Raw genomic sequence first — 24,054 nt, 5'->3', positions numbered from 1 at the left:
TTGCAATGAATACCGTAATGTAAAGACAATAATGCATAAGGCTAGGGAGGCAAATCGGTGGGCAAAATTGCTTTTGTATTTCCTGGGCAGGGAGCTCAGACTGTTGGTATGGGTAAAGATATATATGAGCATGACGTTGATGCGCGTGCCATTTTAGAACAAGCGAATGAAGCGCTGGGCTTTTCAATTACAGAGCTAATGTTTAATGGACCTGACACGGAGCTTAAGCAGACTGCTAATACGCAGCCAGCGCTCCTGACTGTGAGTGTCGCCTTTTTGAAGCTGATTGAGAAGTCAGGTTTGAAGGCAGATTACGTAGCAGGACATAGTTTGGGTGAATACAGCGCGCTTGTTGCTGCAGGTGTGCTAAGCTTTGAAGATGCGGTTCGAACAGTTCGCGCGCGAGGTCAATTTATGGAGCAGGCCGTTCCTGGAGGTCAAGGGGCAATGGCGGCAGTTCTTGGTGCAGAACGTGAAGCACTAAAACAGCTATGTGCGCAGATTACTTCTGAAGGCAAGCTTGTGGAGCTGGCTAACATGAATTGTCCAGGTCAAATTGTTGTGTCAGGCTCAGTAGAAGGTGTGAATGAAGTGGTCGCACGCGGCAAGGAAATTGGTGCTAAGCGTGTCATTCCACTAGAAGTAAGTGGTCCCTTTCATTCCTCACTTATGGAAAAAGCGGCTATCGCGCTTCGAGAAGAGCTGGAGAAGTTGACGATGCAGGATGCATCAATTCCTGTCATCGCCAATGTAACTGCTGAGCCGGTGAGCGCAGCTGCGCAGATTACATCGTTGCTTGAGCAGCAGGTGTGTGCACCTGTTTTATGGGAAGATAGCGTGAAGAAGCTTATTGAGCTAGGCGTCGACACTTTTGTTGAGATCGGATCTGGCTCTGTATTAACAGGACTGATCAAAAAGATCGATCGTAATGTAACGACGGTTACGATTAATAGCTTGGAGTCATTACAGGCATTCACACAAGCATCGCAAGCGTAAAACTCATTCGTGAGTGTCATAATACGGATTGATGAGGAGGAACGGTATGTTTGCAGGCTTAGAAGGTAAAAAGGCACTTGTAACGGGTGCATCGAGAGGAATCGGCAGAGCAATTGCGATTGCACTCGCAGAAGCAGGAGCAGATGTAGCTATCAACTATTCCGGGAGTGAGCAGGCTGCTGCTGAAACGGCAGAAGCGGTACGCGAGCTTGGACGTAAAGCGATTATTATTAAAGCGAATGTTGGATTAGCAGCTGAATTTGAAGATATGGTGAAACAGGTTGTCGAGCAACTAGGCGCGATTGATATATTGGTCAATAACGCAGGGATTACACGTGACAATCTCATCATGCGCATGAAGGAAGAAGAGTTTGATCAAGTGATCGAAACAAATCTTAAAGGTGTCTTCAACGGAATTAAAGCTGTAACACGTCCAATGATGAAGCAGCGTTCAGGTAAAATTATTAATATCTCATCTGTTGTAGGGGTGCTTGGTAATCCAGGTCAAGCGAACTATGTTGCGGCAAAGGCTGGTGTCATTGGCCTGACTAAAGCGAGTGCGCGTGAGCTTGCTGCCAGAAATATTACGGTTAACTGTGTGGCACCAGGCTTTATTCAAACGGATATGACAGATAAACTGCCAGATGATATGAAGCAATCGTTGGCAGGTCAAATTCCGCTTGCAAAGCTTGGCGAAGCTGCTGACATTGCGAATGCGGTTCGCTTCTTAGCATCAGATGCAGCATCCTATATGACGGGGCAAACGATTCATGTCGATGGCGGCATGTATATGTAGGGCTTGTTGATTTAAACTTTCAATTCAGTAGATTGTAGGATAGCTATTTTTTAATCGTTTTCGTATAATACGTAGAGGAGGTGAATCGGATGTCCGATGTACTAGAACGCGTAACAAGCATTATTGTTGACCGCCTAGGTGTTGATGCAGAAAAGGTAACTTTGGAAGCTTCTTTCAAGGAAGATTTGAACGCTGACTCACTAGATGTAGTTGAGCTTATCATGGAACTCGAAGACGAGTTTAACCTTGAAATTTCTGATGAAGATGCAGAGAAGATCACTACGGTAGGAGAAGTTGTAAATTACATACAATCTCATACCTAAAATGATCGAGTCCCGTTAGCTATAACGGGACTCAATCCTTATTTTGCTCGCAAGTTTTTAAGAATTAATTAACTGATAAGTCATGCATAAGGATTGATAAACAATTCTTTTTCGATATAGATGAAAAGATGAATGATAGTAGGGGTGAGCATGAATGAAGCGTAGAGTTGTTGTAACGGGAATGGGCATATTGACATCGTTAGGCTCAGAGCTCGAGCAGTTTTGGGGGAATTTATTAGAAGGCAAGTCCGGTGTATCCCTAATTGAAGCATTTGATGTTTCGGAATATCCGACACGTATTGCTGCGGAGATTAAAGGCTTTGATCTAACCAATTACGGTATAGATAAGAAAGAAGCGCGTCGTATGGATCGTTTCGTTCAATTCGCTGTTGCGGCAAGCCTAAAGGCTATTGAAGATTCAGGCATTAAGATTGGTGAGCATGTCCCTGCCGAGCGAATTGGTGTTGTTGTTGGCTCTGGCATAGGCGGTTTAGGAACATGGGAAGATCAGCATTCCATCTTGCTTGAAAAAGGACCCAAACGAGTAAGTCCGTTCTTCATTCCAATGATGATTGCGAATATGGCATCTGGACAAGTGTCTATGATCGCTGGCGCTAAAGGACCAAACTCAACAGCTGTAACGGCTTGTGCAACGGGAACACATTCTATCGGTGATTCCTTTAAAATTATTCAGCGTGGCGATGCGGATGTCATGATTGCAGGTGGAGCTGAGGCGACGATTCGTCCTACAGGGATGGCTGGATTCTGCTCCATGAGAGCCATGTCTACACGTAATGATGAGCCTGAGAAGGCAAGTCGTCCGTTTGATGTAGAGCGCGATGGATTCGTAATGGGTGAAGGCTCTGGCGTTCTCATTCTTGAAGAGCTTGAGCATGCTAAAGCACGCGGTGCGAAAATTTATGGAGAAGTGATCGGGTACGGGATGAGTGGAGACGCGCATCACATGACAGAGCCAGATCCAACTGGTGCGGCACGATGCATGGAAAGTGCATTGAAGGATGCAGGCATTGATCGAACAGCGGTTGATTATATTAATGCGCATGGTACAAGTACGCCTGTAGGTGATATATCCGAATCAACAGCGATTAAGCATACGTTTGGTGAGCATGCTTATAAGCTTGCCGTTAGCTCTACGAAGTCGATGACTGGTCATTTGCTTGGTGCAGCAGGTGGAGTAGAAGCTGTAATCCTTGCCCTTACCCTTAAACATGGAGTGATTGCTCCAACGATCAACTTAGACAATCAGGATCCAGAGCTTGATTTGGATTATGTGCCAAACAAACCTCGTAAGGCTGATGTTAAGGTTGCGTTATCAAATTCATTTGGTTTCGGTGGACATAATGCGTCCATCATGATGAAGAAATATGAAGAATGATTTGTTTGATGAGCTGCAGCAAAAGCTGCAGCTCAACTTTACAAGGGTAAAGCTTTTACGGCAGGCTTTTACGCATACCTCTTATGTAAATGAGCATAAGCGGGGTTCTGTACAGGACAATGAACGACTAGAGTTTCTAGGAGATGCTGTATTACAGCTGCTTGTCTCAGAGTATCTGTATAAAACGTACCCCAAACGCCCTGAGGGTGAATTGACACGTATGCGAGCATCGGTTGTTTGTGAACCTTCGTTGGCACATTTTGCTGAGCGGCTTGATTTTGGCAGCTATGTATTGCTTGGTCGAGGCGAGGAACAGCTTGGCGGTAGACATCGGCAAGCATTGCTGGCAGATTTGTTCGAATCCTTTGTCGGAGCGCTCTATCTTGACATGGGAATCGAGACGACAAGACATTTTCTTGAGCAGCACATGTTCCCTCATATCGATTCGAACAACTATGGCTTGCTCATGAAGGATGCGAAGTCTAAGCTTCAGGAACGAGCTCAGCACATTGGGCTAGGAGCCATTGAGTACCGAATCGTTGAAGAGCGAGGACCTGCTCATGATCGGGAATTTGTTATTGAGGTCTTGCTTGATCAGACCTGCTATGGCGTGGGAATCGGCCGTTCCAAAAAAGAAGCTGAACAAAGAGCTGCCGCAGAAGCATGGGGAAAGCTAGCGGAACAAGAATCGAAAAATATGCAGCATAAGTAATGGGTCCGAACATACAAAAAGCATTTCGTTGGACGGTTGTCCAAAGGGATGCTTTTTGTATGTCAGCGATCATAGAAATGATATCGGCCTAAAACAATCTGTGGTACAATGTACTGTGAGGTGAAAGCCAGACTATGTTTTTGAAAAGAATTGAATTATCAGGCTTCAAGTCATTCGCAGATAAAACTGAGCTTGAATTTGTTAACGGAATAACAGCTGTTGTTGGACCTAACGGATCTGGAAAAAGTAATATTTCAGACGGTATTCGTTGGGTTCTTGGTGAGCAAAGCGCTAAAAGTCTTCGCGGGGGCAAAATGGAAGATATTATATTTGCCGGAAGTGATGCACGTCGTGCTGTAAATTATGGAGAAGTTTCGTTAACACTAGACAATTCTGACGGTGCACTGCCATTAGAATACAATGAGGTAACGGTAACTAGACGCGTTCATCGAAGCGGTGATAGCGAATATATGATTAATAAGCAAGCATGTCGACTCAAAGATATTACGGAATTATTTATGGATACGGGTATCGGTAAAGAGGCGTACTCGATTATCGGACAAGGTAGAATTGAAGAAATATTAAGTACACGCTCAGAGGACCGGCGCGGAATTTTTGAAGAGGCATCTGGCATCGTCAAGTATAAGTCTCGGAAAAAGGAAGCAAAGCGCAAGCTGGATGATACAGAGCAAAACCTGCTGCGTATTCATGACCTTGTGACAGAGCTTGAGGATCAAGTAGAGCCGCTTCGTAAGCAATCAGAGGTTGCTCTTCACTTTAAGACACTAAAAGAACAGTTGAAATCGAAGGAAATCTCTCTTTATGTACATCAAATCGAAACGCTACATAATGCCTGGTCAGAGTCAACGGCCAAGCTAGAAGCGCTTAATCAGGAACAGCTAAAGCTTTCTGCTGTTGTAAGCAAGCATGACGCTGTCCTTGAGAGTGATCGTTTGCAGCTTAGAGAGGTCGAAAAAGAGCTTGATGAGCTTCATCAAGCGATGCTTCAAATTAGCGAGGACGTAGAAAAATGCGAAGGCTATAGCGAAGTCATTAAAGAGAGAATGCGTCATAACGAAGAAACTCGTTTAAGCGTTGAGCAGGCTATTGCAGTGACGGATGAGCGAATTATGAGCTTGTCTAAGGAAGAGGTAGCTGTACGAGGCAAAGCAGCAGAGCTCGAAGAGCGTTTGACAAGCCTTCGCATGACGCTTCAGGCAGAAGAGGAGCGAATGCAAGGTGTAGCGAGCGGAAGTGCACAGGATGCTGAAGAACGCTTAAAGGGCGAGCTTCTCGACATTTTGAGCTCGATGGCTCAGCTTCGTAATGAAATTCGCTATTCCGAGCAGCAGCAGGAAGCACTGCAGCGCCGGATGGAGCGTATTGGCGAGGACGAGGCGAAGTGGCTGCAGCAGCAGCGTACTTTGGAAGCGAAAAAGTTTGAGCTTGAGCAAGTGATTGCCGAGCTAGGGAAAGAGCATGATAAGCTTCGTACTAAGATGCTAGAGGAAGCTGACGAAGCACGTAAGCTCAATCAAGCGATCGAGCAAGCGACGACTCAGCTTAGACGCTATGAGCAGAAGCTCGATAGTGATATGTCACGCCGAGATACGATGAAGGAAATGCAGGATGCAATGGACGGCTTTATGCATGGCGTTAAGGAAATTCTTAAAGCTGCGCGACGTCAGCAATCTGCCATTACTGGTGTACATGGTGCTGTAGCCGAGCTCATTGTCGTGCCAGAGCGTATCGAGACTGCGGTGGAGACTGCGCTTGGTGGGGCACTCCAGCATATTGTTATGGAGGATGAGCGGACAGCCCGTACTGCGATTAGCTATTTGAAGCAGCGTCAGCTTGGTCGAGCGACGTTTTTACCACTCGATGTCATACGAGGACGTCGCTTAGGTGAGATGGACAAGCGTATTATTACGGAGCTGGATGGGTTTGTCGGAGTAGCAGCTGAGCTTGTGCATACAGAGGAGCGTTACAAGGAGATTGTATTTAATCTATTAGGGAACGTACTTCTTGCAGAAAACTTGGAGCAAGCTAACCGTATCGCTGCCCGCTGTCAATACCGCTATCGCGTTGTTACATTGGAAGGTGATGTAGTCAATGCTGGGGGTTCAATGACAGGGGGAAGCTTGCAGAAAAGAGGGGCAAGCTTACTCGGTCGACATCGTCAGATCGAACAGCTGGACGAAGCCATTGCAGCTGTTAAGCGTCAAATCGAGCAAGAAAGACTGAAGCTGGTTGACCTGCGTAAGGAAATGAGCATTCGCTCACAAAACTCCGAGCAGGCTCGTGAACGACTTGAGCAGAAGCGATTGGAAGAGCAGAGCTTAAAAGGAGACTTGCAGCAGCTTCAACAGGAAATGAAGTTTTTAAGTGAGCAGCAAGCATTATCTAATAGCGATAAGCAAGCTCAAGTAAGCGAGCAGCAAGCAGCAACATCTCGAATTGAGGAGGCACAGCGTCAGCTAGCAGAGCTGTCCCAGCAGGAAGCTAAACTCCAACAATCGATCAAGCATGCGGAGCAAACGCGTAAAGTGAACGAATCTCAGAAGGAAGAGCTTCAAGTTCAGCTTACCGATCTTAAAATTACTGTTGCAAAACAAGATCAGGAATTCAGTAATTATGAAGATCAGGCAGCTCGCTTGCGTAATGATATAAGCCGTGCGAAAGAGGAGCTAAAAGCCCAGCAGCAGCAGCTAACACAGCTTCAGGAGCAAGCTGAAAGCTTGAAACAGGAAGCTGAGGAGCAGGTTGCAAAACTTGCTCAGCTTAAGGAGAGCAAGCAACAATGCAGCGATCGTACCGATTCCTTCCGTTTGCAGCGCGTACAGAAGCTAAGCGGGCTAGAGCAGGGAGAGAACGAGACGAAAGAGCAGCGTCAAGCTTTGAGACAAATCGAAGAGCAGATGCGTCAAACCGAAATTGTGCTCAATCGTCAGGACGTTGAGCTGGATCATACGATTAAAAAGCTTGCTGATGAATATGGCTACAGCTATGAGATGGCGAAGGAGCAGTATCCACCTCCAGAGGAGATTAATGCTGTCCAGCTTGATGTGAGAGAGCTAAAGCGGCAAATCAGCTCGCTTGGCGAAATCAATTTGGGGGCCATTGAGGAATATGAGCGTGTAAAAGAACGCTACGACTTCCTAACAGAGCAAAAGAATGACTTGATGGAAGCGAAGGCAACCCTTTATGAGGTCATTCGCGAGATGGATGATGAAATGTCGAAGCGATTTAAGACGACCTTTGATGAAATCCGCAAGCATTTTATCGTCGTCTTCAGTAAATTGTTCGGCGGAGGACGTGCTGATCTTATACTCGTTGATCCAGCGAACATACTGGAAACAGGTATAGATATTGTTGCACAGCCTCCGGGCAAAAAACTGCAAAATCTACAGCTGCTTTCTGGTGGGGAGCGCGCGCTTACTGCGATTGCCTTGCTGTTTGCGATTCTACAAGTTAAACCAGTACCTTTCTGTGTGCTGGATGAGGTAGAAGCAGCACTCGATGAGGCTAACGTTGCGAGGTTCGCGCAATACTTGAGAGAGTTTTCAGAGCTGACTCAATTTATCGTCGTTACGCATCGTAAAGGCACGATGGAAGAAGCAGATGTGCTATATGGGGTTACGATGGAAGAAGGCGGTGTCTCCAAGCTGGTTTCTGTGAGGTTGGAAGAGGATCATGTATTTGACGGTGTGACCGCGTAGGGGTTGTTTAAAAAGTCCGACTTTGATTTCGATGCTATGCGTTGTAGATTACTCGACGTCGAATATTGAACGCTAGCGAAAGCTGTGGTGCTCGCGTATTAAAGGCATACGCTGTGCTCCTCGTTTTCTACTAGCGTCCAATCTTCTTGGAACTGAAAGCCGAACTTTTTAAACTCCATTGGAAGTGGTTGTTTAAAAGTCCAACTTTGATTTCGATGTAAACCGTTGAAGCGTATTCGACGTCGAATAAATTATGAATCGTTATAAACAAAAAGCAATATAATCGGGGGTGCCAGAGCTTACATGAGTTTTTTCAAGAAGCTAAAGGAAAGTATTGCTTCAAAAACTGAAGCAGTAACAAATGTATTTAAAGAAGGTTTGGCAAAGACAAGAACGGCTCTAGTTGAAAAAGTTGAAGAGCTCATTACTCGTCGTAAAAAAATCGATGAGGAGTTTTATGAGGAGCTTGAAGAAATTCTAATCGGAGCTGACGTTGGGGTCACTACCGTTATGCAGCTTATTGATGAGCTGCGTGATGAAGTGAAAAAACGCAAAATTGAAGATGCTGCAGAGCTTCAGCCTGTCCTATCCGAGAAGCTGGTTGGTATGCTTAAAGGAGAAGACGATCCTAAGCTTGCTGTAGCTCCTTCGGGAGAAATAACGGTATATCTATTCGTTGGCGTCAATGGTGTAGGTAAAACAACGACGATTGGTAAGCTGGCTCATAAGCTGAAAAGCGAAGGGAAGCAGGTGCTTCTTGCCGCCGGCGATACGTTCCGCGCAGGAGCAATTGAGCAATTGGAAGTATGGGGAGAGCGTGTAGGCGTTGACGTCATTAAGCAATCTCCTGGTTCTGATCCGGCAGCTGTTATCTTCGATGCAGTACATGCGGCAAAGCAGCGCAACGTTGACGTGCTTATTTGCGATACGGCAGGCCGCTTGCAAAATAAAACAAATCTTATGGAAGAGCTGAATAAAATTTTCCGTGTCATTCAAAGGGAAATGCCATCAGCTCCGCATGAGGTGCTTCTCGTACTTGATGCGACAACGGGACAAAATGCGTTAAGCCAAGCGAAGCTGTTTGGCGAAAAGAGCGGCGTTACCGGTCTAGTGCTTACGAAGCTGGATGGTACAGCGAAGGGCGGAATCGTTATAGCGATTCGCAACGAGCTGAATCTCCCTGTGAAGCTAGTAGGACTAGGTGAAAAAATGGGTGATCTTCAGGAGTTTGATTCTGAACAATTTGTTCATGCGCTGTTTGCAGGTCTTATTCAGAAGGCAGAGGAAGAAGAAGCAGAGGCAGATAATTAACTACACATACTTAGCATAATAGAGAAAGCCATCCAGGTCGCACATTGCATGCACGCGTTTATCCGTGCTGCAAAGCGGATTGGATGGCTTTGTGTTTGGAAGCAAAGCATTGAATAGACAACGAAGTTAGATTCACACAGTCAGTCAGCGAAAAATGCTTCAGGATAAACAAGCTCCCCTTTTATTTGCCCAAGCTTATTCTCTCCAAGCTCATAGACCATAAAGACATCATCAGGTACCTCGAATTGTGTTAACTCAAGTCCATAGTTTCTTGCAGGTTTAAAGCCTAACTTAGAATAATAGCTCGGATGACCGATAAGTAGAATAAAATCGTATCCGAGTGCTCTACATCGCTTAATGCCTTCCTCGATTAATGCTTTTCCAATACCTTGCTTTTGGAGAGCAGGTTTTACAGCAATTGGTGCTAGCACGATGACGGTTTCTTCGTTATTTTCATTCTTTACAGCTGCCTCACTAAACAAAGCGTGACCGACGATTTCATCGTCTAATTCTCCGACTAATGAAAGCTCGGGTATAAATTTATTAGATTGTCTTATTCTTTCGACTAGTCTAGCTTCATCATCGCGATGATTAAAGGCTTGAACGTTGATGTCAAAAATACCTTCATAGTCCTTCATTTCTTCTGTCCTTACGATCATGATCATAGTCCCCATTCTTATCAGATTCCATTAACGTGTTCTAAATTAATGATAGCAGAATTTCGGAAAAAATAATTATCTTTCACTATGACAGATCAGTATAGGCTAGCTGTCTTAGAAATGCTACTAACAAGAGGTTGACAGCTAGCTATAACACGTTGTCATAAGTGCTTCATAATGTTACATTACAATATGTTTGCAATGGTTTCTTAACGAATCGGAACACAAATATCACAATACGAATGCTCATCCATTAAGCCAATATAACGCTCGAGAATCGGCTTGTCATCAATAACATACCCGTTTTGATAAATCATAGGCATAATTTCATTCCATGCTCGTTGTATTGCCTCCGGTGTATGCTTTATCGAATATACGAAATACTTGCCCCCCTCAATTACTCTTTCCTTCACATCATCATCGATACTTAATTGTACCTGTTCGTCGATAACAATGCATGCATCGTATCTGCACTCCATTGGAGAGACCTGTTGCGGGTTGTCTAGCGAGATGCCGAGTAGAATCGAAGTAGCATTTAATAATTGCTTTTCTACCGCCCAAGTCTTTAATCGATCCATCACTTTGTAATTATCTGGACCATAGGGGCCAACTCGCCTGAAGTATGCTACACGATAAGTCTGAATGGATTGAACAGAATATTTCATGATATCATTTCCTTTCATTTACAGTTTTTTGGTGCAAATGAATCGTAGCATGGTATAAAATTTATTGCTAATCTAACTTTTTTTCATTGATTGAACAAGTAATTTTGACTGACAAGGAAAAAGACTTGACACTCCCTAATTGATCAGTTATGATAGTTGAGGTTGGTCGGTGTAAAGGGATTTTACTTTACATAGTATAAAGCCGATGCGGAGGGGATTAGAATGGAACGTATAGAGCCAGATGCCCTTACCAAAACGACACATGTTAATTTGCTGCTTGATTTCTATGAGGAGCTATTAACGGAAAAGCAACGTATAATACTTAACTTTTACTACCGTGATGATTTTTCACTAGGCGAAATTGCTGCAGAATTTGGCATTAGCCGTCAGGCGGTATATGATAATATAAAGAGAGCTGAACAGGCATTAGCCGCGTATGAACAGAAGCTACGTTTGTTAGCTAGATATGAGCAAACACTTCGACTTACAGAGCAGCTTAAACATAAGATTGATACGCTTGGCTTGCAGGCTGAGCAGCGCAGCGAGCTTCAACAGTTAATTGAGCAGCTGCGAACGAACGACATTATGGTAGGAATGGAGGCGATAAAGGATGGCAGCATTTGAAAGCTTGTCCAGCAGATTACAAAGTGTATTTAGTAAGCTGAAGGGCAAAGGAAAAGTATCTGAAAATGATGTCAATGATGCGATGCGTGAAGTTCGTCTTGCATTACTTGAAGCGGACGTTAACTTTAAGGTCGTAAAAGACTTTATAGCCAAAGTTAAAGAACAGGCAATTGGCCTCGAAGTATCCAAAAGCTTCACACCAGGCATGGTTATCATTGATATCGTAAACAAAGAATTGACTGCGCTTATGGGAGGAACACAGGCAAAGCTTGCAAAAGCGAACAAGCCTCCGACCGTTATTATGATGGTTGGTCTACAGGGTGCAGGTAAAACAACCTCAACAGGTAAGCTGGCTCGTTTATTGCAAAAGAGCAATCATAAGCCGCTACTTGTTGCCTGTGATATTTATCGTCCGGCAGCGATTAAGCAGCTTCAAGTGCTCGGAGAGCAAATTAATGCTCCGGTATTCGCATTAGGTGATCAAGTTTCACCAGTTGAGATCGCGCGTCAAGGCTTACAGCATGCGAAGGATAACGGCAACGATTACGTTATCTTCGATACAGCAGGCCGTCTGCATATTGACGAAGCGTTAATGGGTGAGCTGAAGCAGATCCATGAGATCGTACACCCTGATGAAGTATTGCTCGTTGTCGATGCGATGACTGGACAAGACGCTGTTAACGTCGCTCAAAGCTTCCACGAGCAACTAGAGTTAACAGGTGTTGTTCTTACGAAGCTTGATGGTGATACGCGCGGTGGTGCGGCGTTATCCGTTAAAGCTGTCACAGGGCAACCGATTAAATTTGCTGCAATGGGTGAGAAGATCGATTCATTGGAGCCTTTCCATCCAGAGCGTATGGCTTCTCGTATTCTTGGCATGGGGGATATGCTCTCCTTGATTGAGAAAGCTCAAGCAGGCATCGATGCGGATAAAGCTGCAGAGATGGAACGTAAAATGCGTAATGCTGAGTTTACGTTTGAGGATTTCCTAGAGCAAATGGAGCAGGTTCGCAATCTAGGTCCGCTCGATCAGATTATGGATATGCTGCCTGGAATGGGTAAGATGAAGGGCAATATGAAGGATTTGAAGGTTGATGAGCGTCAGCTGTCTCGCGTTGAAGCGATCGTTAAATCGATGACGAAGGAAGAGAAGCAAAACCCTGATTTGCTAAATCATAGTCGTCGTAAGCGTGTTGCAGCTGGTAGTGGTGTGACCGTCGTTGAAGTAAATCGTCTCATTAAGCAATTTGACGATATGCGTAAAATGATGAAGCAATTCAGCTCGATGATGGGCCCTAACGGACCGAAAGGTATGAAGGGCATGAAGGGGAAGAAGGGCTTGAAGGGCCTCATGGGCAAAAACATGAAGTTCCCATTTTAGACTTTGATCACGTTGTAATCCAACGTAGCATATTCGGCTTCGAATATCGCATTCATCGCTAGCTGCAGTGCTCGCGTACCAAAAACGTACGCTCCGCGCTTCGCGTCACTAGCTTCGTGCGATCTTCTCGGTGCTGAAAGTCTAAATTTAGAGGATGTTTTATCATCAAGCTTTGATCACGTTGAATATTCAGCGATGCGTATTCGACTTCGAATATTGCGTTCATCGGAAGCCTGCGGTGCTCGCGTACCAAAACAGTACGCTCTGCTCCTCGTTTCCTAGCTTCACGCAATCTTCTCGGTGCTGAAAGCTCGAACATAAAACTTCGATTTGAAGAAAAATCTTCGTGCTGAAGGCTCAACCGTAGAAGTCAAGCTTCAACAGTAGTAACTCGTGTTGAAGCTAACATAAACCGTATTTTGTTGAAGGAGGTGAAATATCATGGCAGTACGTATTCGTTTGAAACGTATCGGTGCTCACAAAGCTCCGTTTTACCGCGTTGTTGTATCTGATTCTCGTTCTCCACGTGATGGACGTTTTATCGAGGAAATCGGTACTTATAACCCAGTTGCGCAACCAGCTCAAGTATCCATCAACGAAGAAAAAGCGTTGAAATGGCTACAATCAGGTGCACAAGCATCTGACACAGTTCGCGACTTGCTTTCTAAAGCGGGTGTAATGAAAAAATTCCATGAGCTTAAACAACAGAAGTAATAAGCCTTGAGCTTATTACTGTTGAGAAGCGGAGGGCTTTGTCATGAAGGATTTAATTCTTGTCATTGCGAAGGCTTTAGTGGATCATCCGGAAGATGTACGCGTTCAAGTGAGAGACGATGAGCGTAGTACGGTTTATGAGCTTTCGGTTCATCCATCTGATGTCGGTAAAATTATCGGTAAACAAGGTCGAATTGCGAAGGCAATGCGTACAGTGGTGAACTCGGCTGCTACAAAATCGAATAAGCGCGTAATCGTCGATATTCAATCATAGAATGCGTAGCTAGAGGGTTAGGATGAAAATCCTGCCCTTTTTTGGTATGATACGTAATAAGTTTGCGAGTAAGGGATGATGTAATGAGTATGAACTGGTTTAACGTGGGTGTAATCGTTAACACACATGGTATTCGTGGTGAATTAAAGGTGTTGTCTAAAACGGATTTTCCAGAGGAGCGTTTTACAAAGGGGAATCGGCTAATGATGTTTAATGATGAGACCGGTCAATCTGAAGAAATCGAAATTGAGCGTTCACGTGAACAGAAGGGCCTCTACTATGTAAAGCTAAAGGGCTTTGACAACATTAACGATGTTGAGAAATATAAAGGCTGGGTTATTCGTGTATCTGAAGAAGCTCAAGGACAGCTAGATGATGGCGAATATTTTTATCATCAAATTATTGGCTGCGAGGTATACACTGAGGAAGAAGAGCTGCTAGGAACGGTCAAAGAAATCCTTTCGCCAGGAGCAAACGATGTATGGGTCGTTGAGCCATCTGTACCAGGTGGTAAACAGATTTTACTGCCTGTTATTGATCCTGTCGTTCGTAACGTAGATGTTGCGGCCAAAAGGATTACCGTACATTTGCTTGAAGGGCTGATCTAATATGCGGATAGATGTGCTAACCTTATTCCCGGAAATGTTTACTGGTGTTTTTAACAGCAGTATTTTAGGCAAAGCTCAAGAAAAAGGGATTGTTTCTCTTGAAGCGATTAATTTCAGAGCCTATGCGAACAATAAGCATAATACCGTTGATGATTATCCGTATGGCGGAGGCGGTGGTATGGTTTTAAAGCCTGAGCCGGTATTTGCCGCCGTAGAAGCTCTCCATGCTGATGTGTCTGAGGCGCCTCGCGTTATTTTGATGTGCCCACAGGGCGAGCGCTATACACAGCGTAAGGCAGAGGAACTGAGCCAATCGAACCATCTTATATTTATTTGTGGTCATTATGAAGGCTATGATGAACGTATTCGTCAGCATCTCGTTACCGATGAAATCTCTGTAGGTGATTATGTACTCACTGGCGGTGAGCTGCCTGCTATGACGGTTATTGATAGCATTGTTAGATTACTGCCTGGCGCGCTTGGCAATGAATCCAGTGCGGTGACTGATTCCTATAGTACAGGCCTGCTGGAGTATCCTCATTACACTCGTCCTGCTCAGTTTCGTGATATGAAGGTTCCTGATGAGCTCTTGTCAGGTCATCATGCTAACATTGAGAAATGGAGACGTGAGCAGTCCCTATTGCGCACATTGGAGCGTAGACCTGATTTGCTAGACAACGTAGAGCTTACCGATCGTGAACGCAAGTGGCTGGAGCAATATAAAGAAACGAAGCTAAAGCAGTAAGATTAGGAATTTAACATTGTAATATATCTTTCTTTATGGTATAGTTTATAATGTTGTTTTCGTATAACGGATGGTCCGCTATAAGTGATGAGAGAATCAGTGGATTAAGGAGCTTATAAGAACATCTACGGTGAAAGGAGTTGAATGTAATGAATATCGTACAAGCAATTGCACAAGAGCAACTTCGTCAAGACGTACCTAATTTCCGTCCTGGTGATACGTTGAAAGTGTATGTAAAAGTTATCGAGGGATCTCGTGAGCGTATTCAGTTATTCGAAGGCGTGGTAATTAAACGTCGCGGTGGCGGAATTAGCGAAACTTTTACAGTACGTAAAATCTCTTACGGTGTTGGCGTGGAAAGAACTTTCCCTCTTCATTCACCAAAGCTTGATAAAATCGAAGTAGCACGTCGTGGTAAAGTTCGCCGCGCGAAACTGTACTACCTTCGTAGCTTGCGTGGTAAAGCCGCAAGAATCAAGGAAATTCGCTAAGATGAAACATCAGGAGGAGCTTGGTTATCAAGCTCCTTTTCGTGTTCCAGGATGATTTTTGACACTAGGAGGATGCAGGAATGGAGCCTAATGATAAATTACCTCAGCTAAACGATGACCAAAGTGAGTCAAATGAAATCTCGAACAAGGATCACGTTCATCCCAATCAAACCGTAGACTCTATCCCAAATCCGAGTGAAAAAGAAGCTCGACAAAAAAAGGCATATCGTGAAATCGTAGAATGGATTAAAGCGATTGCTATTGCCGTTATTTTAGTTCTTGTCGTACGAAACTTCCTGTTCTCTCCATTTATTGTGGATGGTGCGTCAATGGAACCTAATTTTCATACGAAGGAACGTGTTATTGTAAATTTACTTGTCTATAAAATTAGTGAGCCTAGCTATGGCGATGTTATTGTTTTTGATGTTCCTGATGAAGGACGTCGTTTTATTAAACGTATTATTGGTCTGCCTGGTGATACAATAGAAGTACATGGCGATGATGTGTACATAAACGATGAACGTATCGATGAGCCGTATCTTGCTGAGGCGATTGCAGAAAGTCATGCAAGCAATGAAACCTACAACGGGGTTGGTGATTATTTTAGTTTCCCTAACGATAATCATCCCGACAATGTCATTCCAGAAGGACATTACTTCGTAATGGGTGACAATCGAAGCGATAGTAAGGATAGTAGAGCTATTGGTTACGTCTCTGAAGACGACATTATTGGTCGTGCAGATGTCGTAATGTGGCCATTAAATAAATTAAAGTTAATTGAGCATTACAACTAGATGAGGTGAGCAGCACATGGCAATTCAATGGTTTCCTGGTCATATGACCCGTGCGAAACGACAAATACAAGAAAAGCTTAAGCTGATTGATATTGCAATCGAGCTGCTTGATGCACGTGTTCCAATTTCTAGCCGCAATCCAATGATTGATGAAATATTGCTTGGTAAGCCACGACTTATTATATTAAATAAGTCAGATCTAGCTGATCCGCAAATGAATGAACAGTGGAAGCAATATTTTGAGCATGAAGGACATACTTGTGCGATCGTCGATTCCAGTACTGGGACAGGCGTGAACCAAATAGCGTCCCTCACAAAGGAAATACTTAAGGAAAAAATCGATAGACAAATTGCAAAAGGAATGCGTCCAAGACCTGTTCGGAGTCTAATTGTTGGGATACCGAATGTAGGAAAATCAACGTTAATTAATCGCTTGGCGGGCAGAAATGTAGCGATTACCGGTGATAAGCCTGGTGTAACGAAGGGACAGCAATGGATTAAGACGAATCATGAGCTTGAATTGCTTGATACACCAGGGATTTTATGGCCTAAATTTGAAGATCAGATCGTTGGATATCGTCTTGCTATAACAGGAGCCATTCGTGAGCAGATATTGAATATCGACGATATTGGCTATCAAGCCGTAAAGATATTATGTGACCGTTATTGGGACACGTTGTCTGAACGTTTTGATCTAGATGAACCGCCTAATGATCTCGAAAACAATATGGAGATTGTACGCATCATGGAAGAGATCGGACGAAAACGTGGCTGCCTAATCAGTGGTGGACAAATCGATCTGGAAAAAACATCGGGCATTATTTTGCGTGAGCTTCGTTCCGGAAAGCTTGGCCGAATTACGCTTGAAGCTCCATTTGACGATATGCCGGTAAGAGAGGTCTAAAATGGAAGAGATAATCGATCAATTAGCCTTTGAGAAGCAGCTATGGCAGCGAGGAATTGAGCTCATAGCGGGCGTAGATGAGGTAGGTCGAGGCTGTTTGTTTGGGGATGTAGTATCTGCAGCAGTTGTCCTTCCGACTGGGCTAGTTTTGGAAGGAATTAATGATTCTAAGAAGCTATCCGAGAAAAAACGTGAACAGCTGTATGATCAAATTGTTGAGCATGCCATTGCTTACTCTATTGCATGTATTCCAGCGCATATCGTGGATATTATGAATATAAAGCAGGCCTCACGTCTTGCGATGAAGCAAGCTGTTGAAGGGCTAACAATCAAGCCAGAATATATGTTAATTGACGCTGAAACGATTGAGCTGCCGATTCCACAGGAGGCGATAGTGAAAGGCGATGCCAAAAGTCAGTCTATCGGTGCTGCCTCCATTCTTGCTAAGGTTACAAGGGATCGTCTATGCAAGCATGAATGGAACGAGCGCTATCCGGAGTATCAGCTTGATAAGCATAAAGGCTATGGTACAAAGCTTCATAATGAATTGATCCTAGAGCACGGGCCTACGCCCATGCATCGTAAGACGTTTCTCAGAAAACTGCTCGGTGAGCAGCTTGAGGACAGGTGGAATAGGATGAATGTTCAAGCTAGAGCTAGCGATTAGTAGGGAATACCTGCTAATCGCTAGTTTTTTATATAGATAATGTGGCCTTTAACACAAATATGCGCAACAAAATTACGATGAATCTTCACGAATACAGCATGCTCAGCCGATAATAAATAGTAGCAAGAAAAGAGGTGAACGGCTATTGTTGAACGTTAATCGTATGAAAGGCATCCTTGGTGATGCGGTAAGCAATGATGTAAGGACCTTGGAGCTACGTGTAGGTCAAATTGTACGTGGGGTAGTGCTTCAGCAATATCCGAACAATGAAGCTACCGTATCGATCAATGGTGTGCATGTGAGAGCTAAGCTAGAGGTGCCAATTATGGAAGGCCAGGCCTCTTTGCTACAGGTACAACCAGATTCAAGGGGTGGGCAGATCCATCTAAAGCAGGTCGATCCAACAACGATTGGACTGCAGGATCCAACGAAGGACATCCTTAAAGCTTTGAACCTGCCAGATAAACCATGGGCCAATGAGCTTGTTAAAGATTTACGCAAAGAAGGATTTGCTTTAAATAAAGAGACTGCTGCAGCATTTCAGCGTGCAGCACAGCTTGCGCCTGCAGGTGTGAATCAAGAACAATGGATGCAGGCGGCTGCAACGGTATTCAAGCGTGGGCTGCCGATGAGTGCAGCTACCATCTCTGCTATATATCAGCTGCAAAGCGGTACTCCGGCACATGAGCTGTTGGGGCAGCTGCGAGGACTGCTAACTGTGCCAAATAATTCTGCTTCACCAGCGACGAATGCAATCATATCGCAGCTAGCTTCATTACTAGAGGATGGTGCGGAGCTAATAAGACAACTACCTTCACAGTCTGCGGGTATAGGGCAATCACAGACGAGCGGCACAGGTAATCAAGCAGCTTCACAGCAACAGGGCGGAGTAGGGGTTCAAGCTTCTCAGCAACCGAGCGTTGTCAGTAATCAAGCAGGAGTTCAACAACCGAGCGGCACAGGTAATCAAGCAGCTTTACAGCAGCTGAGCGGAGTAGGCAGTCAAGCAGCTACACAACAGCAGGGCGTTGTTGGTAATCAAGCGAGTGCACAGCAGGCGAGCGGTGTCGGTAATCAAGCAGGAGCACAACAGGGTAGCGCCGTAGGCACTCAAACGGGACTACAGCAAGGCGCAGGACTGCAAGCAACGTCCGCAGCGGCTCATAGTCAGCAGGCTTCAGCGTCGTGGCAAACTAGCGAGTCTAACGGACTGAACGGGCAAGCCTCCACTACAGCTCAGTCACAGGGGTCAGCAGGTCAACAGCCTGCAGCAGCTAACCAATCAGGCGTGAATGTATCTGGAAATGGTTCGAGCCTATTACCACAGCTATTGAAATGGCTAGGAGTGAATTATGAAGCGACGCTAGGCAAGCAGCTAATGCAGCAACAAGGTACGGCGGCACCACAAATGACACAACCAGCTGAGCAGTCGAGCCTGCAGCAAGTTCACACTAGCACGTCGCAACCTTCTCAGTCGGGGGCTCAAACGGCTACGCAGCCTCCAAATCAACCAGCATCAGCTGCTATGCCGATGGCTGCAACAACGACTCAGCCAGTGGCAAACGCTGCCCAGCTTATGCAGCAAGCAAGTGCAGAGCAAGTGACAAACACTACTACGCAGCAGGCAGGTCAATCGCCAAGTTCAGTCCAAGGGCAAGTCACTGCACAGCTTATGCTTCAGCATGATCAAGCAGGTGGAGCTGCTTCAACACAGCAGCAGTCTACGAGTCAGGTGACTCCGCTTAGTGTGCAGCAAGCTTCAGTTAACAGTGCGCAGCAAGAGCTGAGCCAAGTACAGCAGCAAGCAACGTTGGGGACTCAACAATCGCTACAACAGTCGTCACATGATAATATAAAGTCGGCAATTATTCAATTGCTCGGTCAGCCAGATGTATCAGTTCAGGTCAAGGAGACAGCTCAGCAGCTGCTTCATGCAATTACAGGTCAGCAGCTTATGCTGACGGCAGAACGGAATCACTCATTGTTCTCTCATATTACGATGTACATCCCGATTAAGGATGCGAACAATGGGCAGACAGCAGCCGTTCATATTCAAACACGTAGAGATCGCCGTGGTGAGCTGGACTCCGAAAATTGTCGCATCGTATTCGATCTGCAGATGAAATCGCTTGGTCCGACGTTAGTAGATATGAACATCGTCAATAAAATTGTCAGTCTTAATCTATGGAACGATCATCCGGCAGTGGCACCGATTATCGAATCACTTAAGCCAGAAATTAGCGAGGCATTGTATGACCATGGATACATGCTATCCTCAGTAAGAGCAACACCCGTTCCGATAAAAGAGGATGAGACTGTAAAGCCAGAAGAGGGCAGAGCGGTCATTATCCCACCTGACATCGATCAGTTAAGCTCCACTAGATATAAAGGAGTAGACTTTAAAGTATGAATGAGAAAATGACTAGGCTCAAAAAAGCAGTGGCGATGAAATATGATCCTCTCACTAGCTCTGCCCCTGTCGTTATTGCAAAAGGTCAGGGAGAGCTTGCTGAACGAATATTGGAATCAGCGAAGGAGAATGGTGTTCCGATCCAAGAGGATCAATCGCTAGTAGAGGTATTATCGAAGCTTGATATTGATCAAGAAATACCACCTGAGCTTTTTGCGGTAGTTGCGGAAATATTGAGCTTCGTATATCGAGCCGATCATCGTGCGAAAGTGTGGGATGATGATGAATCGTAAGCAGATCGGGTTGCTTGGAGAAAATTATGCGGCTCAAGTATTGCGGAGGAAGGGACTCACGATCATTGCTCGCAATTGGCGATGTCCAGCAGGAGAGCTGGATCTTGTTGCTAGAGATGGCGACGTGGTCGTATTTGTCGAGGTTCGTACTCGAACGATTTCCACATTACAACAGAACAAAGAGCAACGCTTTGGCTCAGTTCTTGAAGCAGTCACAGTGCATAAGCGCACCCAAGTAAAGCGCATAGCAGAAATATATCTCTATCAGCATCGTTTAGCGGAGCAGTCCGTACGCTTTGATGTTGTATTAGTAGAAAAAGCAGGAGACCAACTAAGCGCTACACATATCGAGCATGCGTTCTAGCTTATGAAAAATTCTAAAGCAAGAAAATAAAACGTGATTCGCTATGCTTGATCAACTATCGGATAATAATAAAAGGCATGTTTTCGAGACACCGAAAACATGCCTTTTATTGTGCTAAGGACTGTTCATTGAATTAATTTAATTGAAAGTTTTGCAATTGTCTTGAAGTGTATTATTGAAGTGTATTGAAGTTTCACAGTAATATCTGCCTTAAAACAGATCCAGCTTGCGGTATTGAATCGCTTCTGCAATATGAGGAAGCTGGATGCTGTCGTTGCCCTCAATATCGGCGATCGTACGAGCGATCTTAATGATGCGATTGTAGCCGCGCATGCTTAGACCGAGCTTGTTGAAGGCATGCTCCAGAAGTGCAGCGCCTTCCTTAGGGATCGGGGCGTAGACCTTTAAAGCGGAGGATGGAAGCTCACTATTATAGGAATAAGGTTCAGAATGATATCGTTGCTGCTGAATGGCAATAGCTTTAAGAACTTTAGCCTTCAGTTCCTTAGAACTATATGCTAGATCCTGAGTGTTGTGGACAAGTGTCTGTGGACGACCGATATCCAGCTGTATGTCGATGCGATCAAGCAGTGGACCTGAAAGCTTCGAGCGATAGCGCTGAATCATTTGGTGTGTGCATGTGCAGCTAGTTTGTTCTGTTGCAAAGCCGTGATAGCCGCAAGGGCACGGGTTGCAGGAAGCAGCTAGCATGAAGGAGGCAGGGAAAGTAATATGATGCCTTGCACGTGAGATCGTCACAGCTCGCTCCTCTAATGGCTGCCTGAGCAGCTCCAGCACTTGCCGGGAAAATTCAGGGAGCTCATCTAAGAACAGTACGCCATGATGTGATAGCGTAACCTCGCCAGGCTTAGGGTTGCCGCCTCCTCCAATAAGACCAGCAGTAGAGATCGAATGGTGTGGCGCCCGAAAAGGAGGCTGTCGCTTCAGTGTGCTATCACTTAAAGACAGCTTGCCCGCAACGCTATAAATTTTCATCACTTCAAGCGCTTCAAGCTCTGAGAGCTCTGGTAGTATTGTAGGCAATCGGCGCATCAGCATCGTTTTTCCAACGCCTGGTGGTCCTGATACAATGATATTGTGCCGCCCTGCAGCAGCGATAAGTAATGCTCGCTTCGCTTCCTGTTGTCCGACGATATCGGTTAGATCAAGCATGGATGTTGGCTCATTAGATACCAAGTCAGACTGTGTTTTCAACGATTCGGATGTCTGAAAAGTTAGCTCCTTGAGCTCACTAAGGTGTGTAATGCTGCAAATATCCATTCCTGACAACATTCGTGCCTCATGCTCGTTACCAGCAGGCAGGATCATTTTACTAAAGCCTGACTGCTTTGCATATTGCATCATTGCCAGTACACCATGAATTGGACGTACCGTACCATCCAGGGACAGCTCGCCTATAAGCAGCATCTGAGTTAGGTCAGTTTCCAGCTGGCCGGAGGCTTGCAGTAAGCCTGCCGCAATCGCAAGATCAAGGCTGGTCCCTTCCTTTCGTATTGCAGCAGGTGCAAGATTAATCGTAATCCGCTCCAGTGGGAACTGAAACCCGCTGTTCCGAATAGCCGAACGTACTCGGTCTACGGACTCTCTAACCGCTGAATCGGGCAGACCGACTACGGCAATTTGTGGGATGCCGCTAGATATATCGACTTCAACGGTTATGCCTACACCATCAACACCAACGACGATGGCGCTTTTTACTTCTGTATACAAAAAAACACCTCCATGTATGGAGGTGCTTCCTCACTTCTATGTATTACTCTATTATTGTAGCATAAAGCATATAGTAATAGCATAAAGAAGTCGATAAAATCTTAATAAAACTGCAAGAGATGTCAAATTTAGTAGTAAATCGTGCTATAATCTCAAATTGAGATTAGTATGATAGCAAAAACAGCACACTATTTTTTAAGAAAGAGAGGATAAAAATCTAGAAAGATGTTACAATGTAAGCAGTTTCTTTGAACATATTACTGCAATAAGTCAGTGAAATGGAGGATTTCAACATGAACATCCATGAGTATCAAGGTAAAGCTGTACTAAAACAATACGGCGTCGTGGTACCTGAAGGTAAGGTTGCATTTACAGTTGAGGAAGCAGTGAAGGCTGCAGAAGAGCTCGGCTCAGGTGTTGTCGTCGTTAAAGCTCAAATTCATGCTGGTGGCCGAGGTAAAGCTGGTGGCGTCAAGGTAGCTAAAAATCTAGATGAAGTGCGTACATACGCTTCTGAAATTTTAGGTAAAACGCTCGTCACTCATCAAACAGGGCCTGAAGGCAAAGAAGTAAAAAGACTTCTAATTGAACAAGGCTGCGACATTAAGAAAGAGTACTATATTGGTGTAGTGCTTGATCGAGTAACTGGTCGTGTCGTAATTATGGCATCAGAAGAGGGCGGCACAGAAATTGAAGAAGTAGCTGCTCAAACTCCAGAGAAAATCTTCAAAGAAGTCGTTGATCCAGCAATTGGTTTGCAGGCTTATCAAGCACGCAAATTAGCATATGCGATTAACATTCCGAATGAGCTAATTAACAAGGCAGCCAAATTTATCCTTAGTTTGTATAGCGCTTTCGTGGAAAAAGATTGCTCTATTGCCGAAATTAACCCACTTGTTGTTACAGGTGATGGACAAGTTATGGCGCTGGACGCAAAGCTTAACTTTGATTCCAATGCTTTGTTCCGTCATAAGGACATATTAGAGCTGCGTGATCTTGATGAAGAAGATCCGAAGGAAATCGAAGCATCCAAATTCGACCTAAGCTACATCGCGCTTGATGGCAACATTGGCTGCATGGTTAATGGTGCAGGTCTAGCAATGGCGACGATGGATATTATTAAATATTACGGCGGCGAACCGGCTAACTTCCTTGACGTTGGTGGCGGTGCTACAACTGAAAAAGTAACAGAAGCATTTAAGATTATTCTATCTGATGAAAAAGTAAAAGGTATTTTCGTGAACATTTTTGGCGGTATTATGCGTTGTGACGTTATCGCCAACGGTGTAGTTGAGGCTGCTAAGCAAGTAGGCCTAGATCGTCCGCTTGTTGTTCGCCTTGAAGGAACGAATGTTGAGCTCGGAAAGAAAATTCTAAATGAATCCGGCCTAAACATTGTAGCGGCTGATTCCATGGCTGACGGTGCTCAGAAGATTGTCGCACTGGTGCAATAGTTGATTGAGACATAGCTTAAACA

The 24,054-nt window shown here is 44.8% G+C and carries 24 protein-coding genes; 21 read left to right on the top strand and 3 right to left on the bottom strand.

The features are described 5' to 3' along the window. Window positions 1–57 precede the first annotated feature (57 nt). The 7 genes from fabD to ftsY all read left to right on the top strand — a co-directional run bounded on the left by fabD (window position 58) and on the right by ftsY (window position 9,253). On the top strand, window positions 58–996 hold the full coding sequence (gene fabD / locus M3180_RS01840; RefSeq protein ID WP_251665519.1) for an ACP S-malonyltransferase: 939 nt from the start codon (window positions 58–60) through the stop codon (window positions 994–996). 46 nt (window positions 997–1,042) lie between these two features. Next, on the top strand, window positions 1,043–1,792 hold the full coding sequence (gene fabG, locus M3180_RS01835) for a 3-oxoacyl-[acyl-carrier-protein] reductase (protein WP_251665518.1): 750 nt from the start codon (window positions 1,043–1,045) through the stop codon (window positions 1,790–1,792). Window positions 1,793–1,881: 89 nt separating this feature from the next. Then, complete coding sequence (gene acpP / locus M3180_RS01830) at window positions 1,882–2,115, top strand: acyl carrier protein (protein ID WP_251665517.1); 234 nt, start codon at window positions 1,882–1,884, stop codon at window positions 2,113–2,115. A 154-nt stretch (window positions 2,116–2,269) separates the two neighbouring features. Then, a complete protein-coding gene (gene fabF, locus M3180_RS01825) occupies window positions 2,270–3,511 on the top strand; it encodes a beta-ketoacyl-ACP synthase II (RefSeq protein WP_251665516.1) in 1,242 nt (413 codons plus the stop codon). After that, a complete protein-coding gene (gene rnc, locus M3180_RS01820) occupies window positions 3,501–4,223 on the top strand; it encodes a ribonuclease III (RefSeq protein ID WP_251665515.1) in 723 nt (240 codons plus the stop codon). Before fabF ends, rnc begins: the two co-directional genes overlap by 11 nt. Before the next feature lie 134 nt (window positions 4,224–4,357). Continuing rightward, the gene (gene smc / locus M3180_RS01815) at window positions 4,358–7,942 is read left to right on the top strand and encodes a chromosome segregation protein SMC (protein WP_251665514.1); all 3,585 of its coding nucleotides are present in this window, start codon (window positions 4,358–4,360) and stop codon (window positions 7,940–7,942) included. A gap of 303 nt (window positions 7,943–8,245) precedes the next feature. Continuing rightward, window positions 8,246–9,253: a signal recognition particle-docking protein FtsY gene (ftsY, locus tag M3180_RS01810; RefSeq protein WP_251665513.1), complete on the top strand. Its 1,008-nt coding sequence runs from the start codon at window positions 8,246–8,248 to the stop codon at window positions 9,251–9,253. Between the two features lie 140 nt (window positions 9,254–9,393). On the opposite strand, the gene M3180_RS01805 is transcribed toward ftsY, so the two are convergent. Both M3180_RS01805 and M3180_RS01800 read right to left on the bottom strand, forming a co-directional pair. After that, a complete protein-coding gene (locus M3180_RS01805) occupies window positions 9,394–9,912 on the bottom strand; it encodes a GNAT family N-acetyltransferase (RefSeq protein WP_251665512.1) in 519 nt (172 codons plus the stop codon). 209 nt (window positions 9,913–10,121) lie between these two features. Further along, window positions 10,122–10,577 (bottom strand): AraC family transcriptional regulator, encoded by a 456-nt coding sequence (locus tag M3180_RS01800; RefSeq protein ID WP_251665511.1) that lies wholly within the window; start codon window positions 10,575–10,577, stop codon window positions 10,122–10,124. Window positions 10,578–10,799: 222 nt separating this feature from the next. Between M3180_RS01800 and ylxM the strand changes: the two genes are divergently transcribed. From ylxM to M3180_RS01735, 13 genes are all read left to right on the top strand, one after another. Beyond that, a complete protein-coding gene (gene ylxM / locus M3180_RS01795) occupies window positions 10,800–11,201 on the top strand; it encodes a YlxM family DNA-binding protein (RefSeq protein WP_251665510.1) in 402 nt (133 codons plus the stop codon). After that, on the top strand, window positions 11,188–12,582 hold the full coding sequence (ffh, locus tag M3180_RS01790; protein WP_251665509.1) for a signal recognition particle protein: 1,395 nt from the start codon (window positions 11,188–11,190) through the stop codon (window positions 12,580–12,582). Before ylxM ends, ffh begins: the two co-directional genes overlap by 14 nt. Before the next feature lie 441 nt (window positions 12,583–13,023). Next, a complete protein-coding gene (rpsP, locus tag M3180_RS01785) occupies window positions 13,024–13,296 on the top strand; it encodes a 30S ribosomal protein S16 (RefSeq protein ID WP_251665508.1) in 273 nt (90 codons plus the stop codon). 43 nt (window positions 13,297–13,339) lie between these two features. After that, window positions 13,340–13,570 (top strand): KH domain-containing protein, encoded by a 231-nt coding sequence (locus tag M3180_RS01780; RefSeq protein ID WP_251665507.1) that lies wholly within the window; start codon window positions 13,340–13,342, stop codon window positions 13,568–13,570. A gap of 83 nt (window positions 13,571–13,653) precedes the next feature. Further along, window positions 13,654–14,178 (top strand): ribosome maturation factor RimM, encoded by a 525-nt coding sequence (rimM, locus tag M3180_RS01775; RefSeq protein WP_251665506.1) that lies wholly within the window; start codon window positions 13,654–13,656, stop codon window positions 14,176–14,178. Between the two features lies 1 nt (window position 14,179). Continuing rightward, window positions 14,180–14,923 (top strand): tRNA (guanosine(37)-N1)-methyltransferase TrmD, encoded by a 744-nt coding sequence (gene trmD / locus M3180_RS01770; RefSeq protein WP_251665505.1) that lies wholly within the window; start codon window positions 14,180–14,182, stop codon window positions 14,921–14,923. Window positions 14,924–15,072: 149 nt separating this feature from the next. Further along, entirely contained in the window at window positions 15,073–15,414 is a 342-nt protein-coding gene (rplS, locus tag M3180_RS01765) for a 50S ribosomal protein L19 (protein ID WP_251665504.1), read from the top strand. 80 nt (window positions 15,415–15,494) lie between these two features. Then, window positions 15,495–16,208 (top strand): signal peptidase I, encoded by a 714-nt coding sequence (lepB, locus tag M3180_RS01760; RefSeq protein ID WP_251665503.1) that lies wholly within the window; start codon window positions 15,495–15,497, stop codon window positions 16,206–16,208. 16 nt (window positions 16,209–16,224) lie between these two features. Next, the gene (gene ylqF / locus M3180_RS01755; RefSeq protein WP_251665502.1) at window positions 16,225–17,112 is read left to right on the top strand and encodes a ribosome biogenesis GTPase YlqF; all 888 of its coding nucleotides are present in this window, start codon (window positions 16,225–16,227) and stop codon (window positions 17,110–17,112) included. A 1-nt stretch (window position 17,113) separates the two neighbouring features. Next, the gene (gene rnhB, locus M3180_RS01750; protein WP_251665501.1) at window positions 17,114–17,779 is read left to right on the top strand and encodes a ribonuclease HII; all 666 of its coding nucleotides are present in this window, start codon (window positions 17,114–17,116) and stop codon (window positions 17,777–17,779) included. A 145-nt stretch (window positions 17,780–17,924) separates the two neighbouring features. Continuing rightward, entirely contained in the window at window positions 17,925–20,189 is a 2,265-nt protein-coding gene (locus M3180_RS01745; RefSeq protein WP_251665500.1) for a TP0910 N-terminal domain-containing protein, read from the top strand. Then, on the top strand, window positions 20,186–20,482 hold the full coding sequence (locus M3180_RS01740) for an EscU/YscU/HrcU family type III secretion system export apparatus switch protein (RefSeq protein WP_251665499.1): 297 nt from the start codon (window positions 20,186–20,188) through the stop codon (window positions 20,480–20,482). Before M3180_RS01745 ends, M3180_RS01740 begins: the two co-directional genes overlap by 4 nt. After that, window positions 20,472–20,846: a YraN family protein gene (locus M3180_RS01735; RefSeq protein ID WP_251665498.1), complete on the top strand. Its 375-nt coding sequence runs from the start codon at window positions 20,472–20,474 to the stop codon at window positions 20,844–20,846. Before M3180_RS01740 ends, M3180_RS01735 begins: the two co-directional genes overlap by 11 nt. Before the next feature lie 210 nt (window positions 20,847–21,056). Here M3180_RS01735 and M3180_RS01730 read toward each other — a convergent pair whose 3' ends face one another. Then, window positions 21,057–22,577 (bottom strand): YifB family Mg chelatase-like AAA ATPase, encoded by a 1,521-nt coding sequence (locus M3180_RS01730; RefSeq protein WP_251665497.1) that lies wholly within the window; start codon window positions 22,575–22,577, stop codon window positions 21,057–21,059. Window positions 22,578–22,870: 293 nt separating this feature from the next. Between M3180_RS01730 and sucC the strand changes: the two genes are divergently transcribed. Further along, window positions 22,871–24,031, top strand: coding sequence for an ADP-forming succinate--CoA ligase subunit beta (gene sucC, locus M3180_RS01725; RefSeq protein WP_251665496.1), 1,161 nt, complete (start codon window positions 22,871–22,873; stop codon window positions 24,029–24,031). The last annotated feature ends 23 nt before the right edge of the window (window positions 24,032–24,054 follow it).

This window comes from Paenibacillus camelliae (genome assembly GCF_023715345.1).
Taxonomy (GTDB): Bacteria; Bacillota; Bacilli; order Paenibacillales; family Paenibacillaceae; genus Pristimantibacillus; species Pristimantibacillus camelliae.
Note: the sequence above shows the minus strand (reverse complement) of the source record. Positions and strands in the feature narration are given on the sequence as shown.

Bases quoted from the DNA above. Each gene is read 5' to 3' on its own strand.
- M3180_RS01800 (WP_251665511.1), bottom strand. From the start codon at position 10,577: ATGAAATATTCTGTTCAATCCATTCAGACTTATCGTGTAGCATACTTC.
- sucC (WP_251665496.1), top strand. From the start codon at position 22,871: ATGAACATCCATGAGTATCAAGGTAAAGCTGTACTAAAACAATACGGC.
- fabG (WP_251665518.1), top strand. From the start codon at position 1,043: ATGTTTGCAGGCTTAGAAGGTAAAAAGGCACTTGTAACGGGTGCATCG.
- trmD (WP_251665505.1), top strand. From the start codon at position 14,180: ATGCGGATAGATGTGCTAACCTTATTCCCGGAAATGTTTACTGGTGTT.
- lepB (WP_251665503.1), top strand. From the start codon at position 15,495: ATGGAGCCTAATGATAAATTACCTCAGCTAAACGATGACCAAAGTGAG.
- ffh (WP_251665509.1), top strand. From the start codon at position 11,188: ATGGCAGCATTTGAAAGCTTGTCCAGCAGATTACAAAGTGTATTTAGT.
- M3180_RS01805 (WP_251665512.1), bottom strand. From the start codon at position 9,912: ATGATCGTAAGGACAGAAGAAATGAAGGACTATGAAGGTATTTTTGAC.
- ylqF (WP_251665502.1), top strand. From the start codon at position 16,225: ATGGCAATTCAATGGTTTCCTGGTCATATGACCCGTGCGAAACGACAA.
- ylxM (WP_251665510.1), top strand. From the start codon at position 10,800: ATGGAACGTATAGAGCCAGATGCCCTTACCAAAACGACACATGTTAAT.
- rnhB (WP_251665501.1), top strand. From the start codon at position 17,114: ATGGAAGAGATAATCGATCAATTAGCCTTTGAGAAGCAGCTATGGCAG.
- rimM (WP_251665506.1), top strand. From the start codon at position 13,654: ATGAGTATGAACTGGTTTAACGTGGGTGTAATCGTTAACACACATGGT.
- fabF (WP_251665516.1), top strand. From the start codon at position 2,270: ATGAAGCGTAGAGTTGTTGTAACGGGAATGGGCATATTGACATCGTTA.
- acpP (WP_251665517.1), top strand. From the start codon at position 1,882: ATGTCCGATGTACTAGAACGCGTAACAAGCATTATTGTTGACCGCCTA.
- ftsY (WP_251665513.1), top strand. From the start codon at position 8,246: ATGAGTTTTTTCAAGAAGCTAAAGGAAAGTATTGCTTCAAAAACTGAA.
- rplS (WP_251665504.1), top strand. From the start codon at position 15,073: ATGAATATCGTACAAGCAATTGCACAAGAGCAACTTCGTCAAGACGTA.
- M3180_RS01735 (WP_251665498.1), top strand. From the start codon at position 20,472: ATGAATCGTAAGCAGATCGGGTTGCTTGGAGAAAATTATGCGGCTCAA.
- rnc (WP_251665515.1), top strand. From the start codon at position 3,501: ATGAAGAATGATTTGTTTGATGAGCTGCAGCAAAAGCTGCAGCTCAAC.
- M3180_RS01740 (WP_251665499.1), top strand. From the start codon at position 20,186: ATGAATGAGAAAATGACTAGGCTCAAAAAAGCAGTGGCGATGAAATAT.
- M3180_RS01780 (WP_251665507.1), top strand. From the start codon at position 13,340: ATGAAGGATTTAATTCTTGTCATTGCGAAGGCTTTAGTGGATCATCCG.
- smc (WP_251665514.1), top strand. From the start codon at position 4,358: ATGTTTTTGAAAAGAATTGAATTATCAGGCTTCAAGTCATTCGCAGAT.
- rpsP (WP_251665508.1), top strand. From the start codon at position 13,024: ATGGCAGTACGTATTCGTTTGAAACGTATCGGTGCTCACAAAGCTCCG.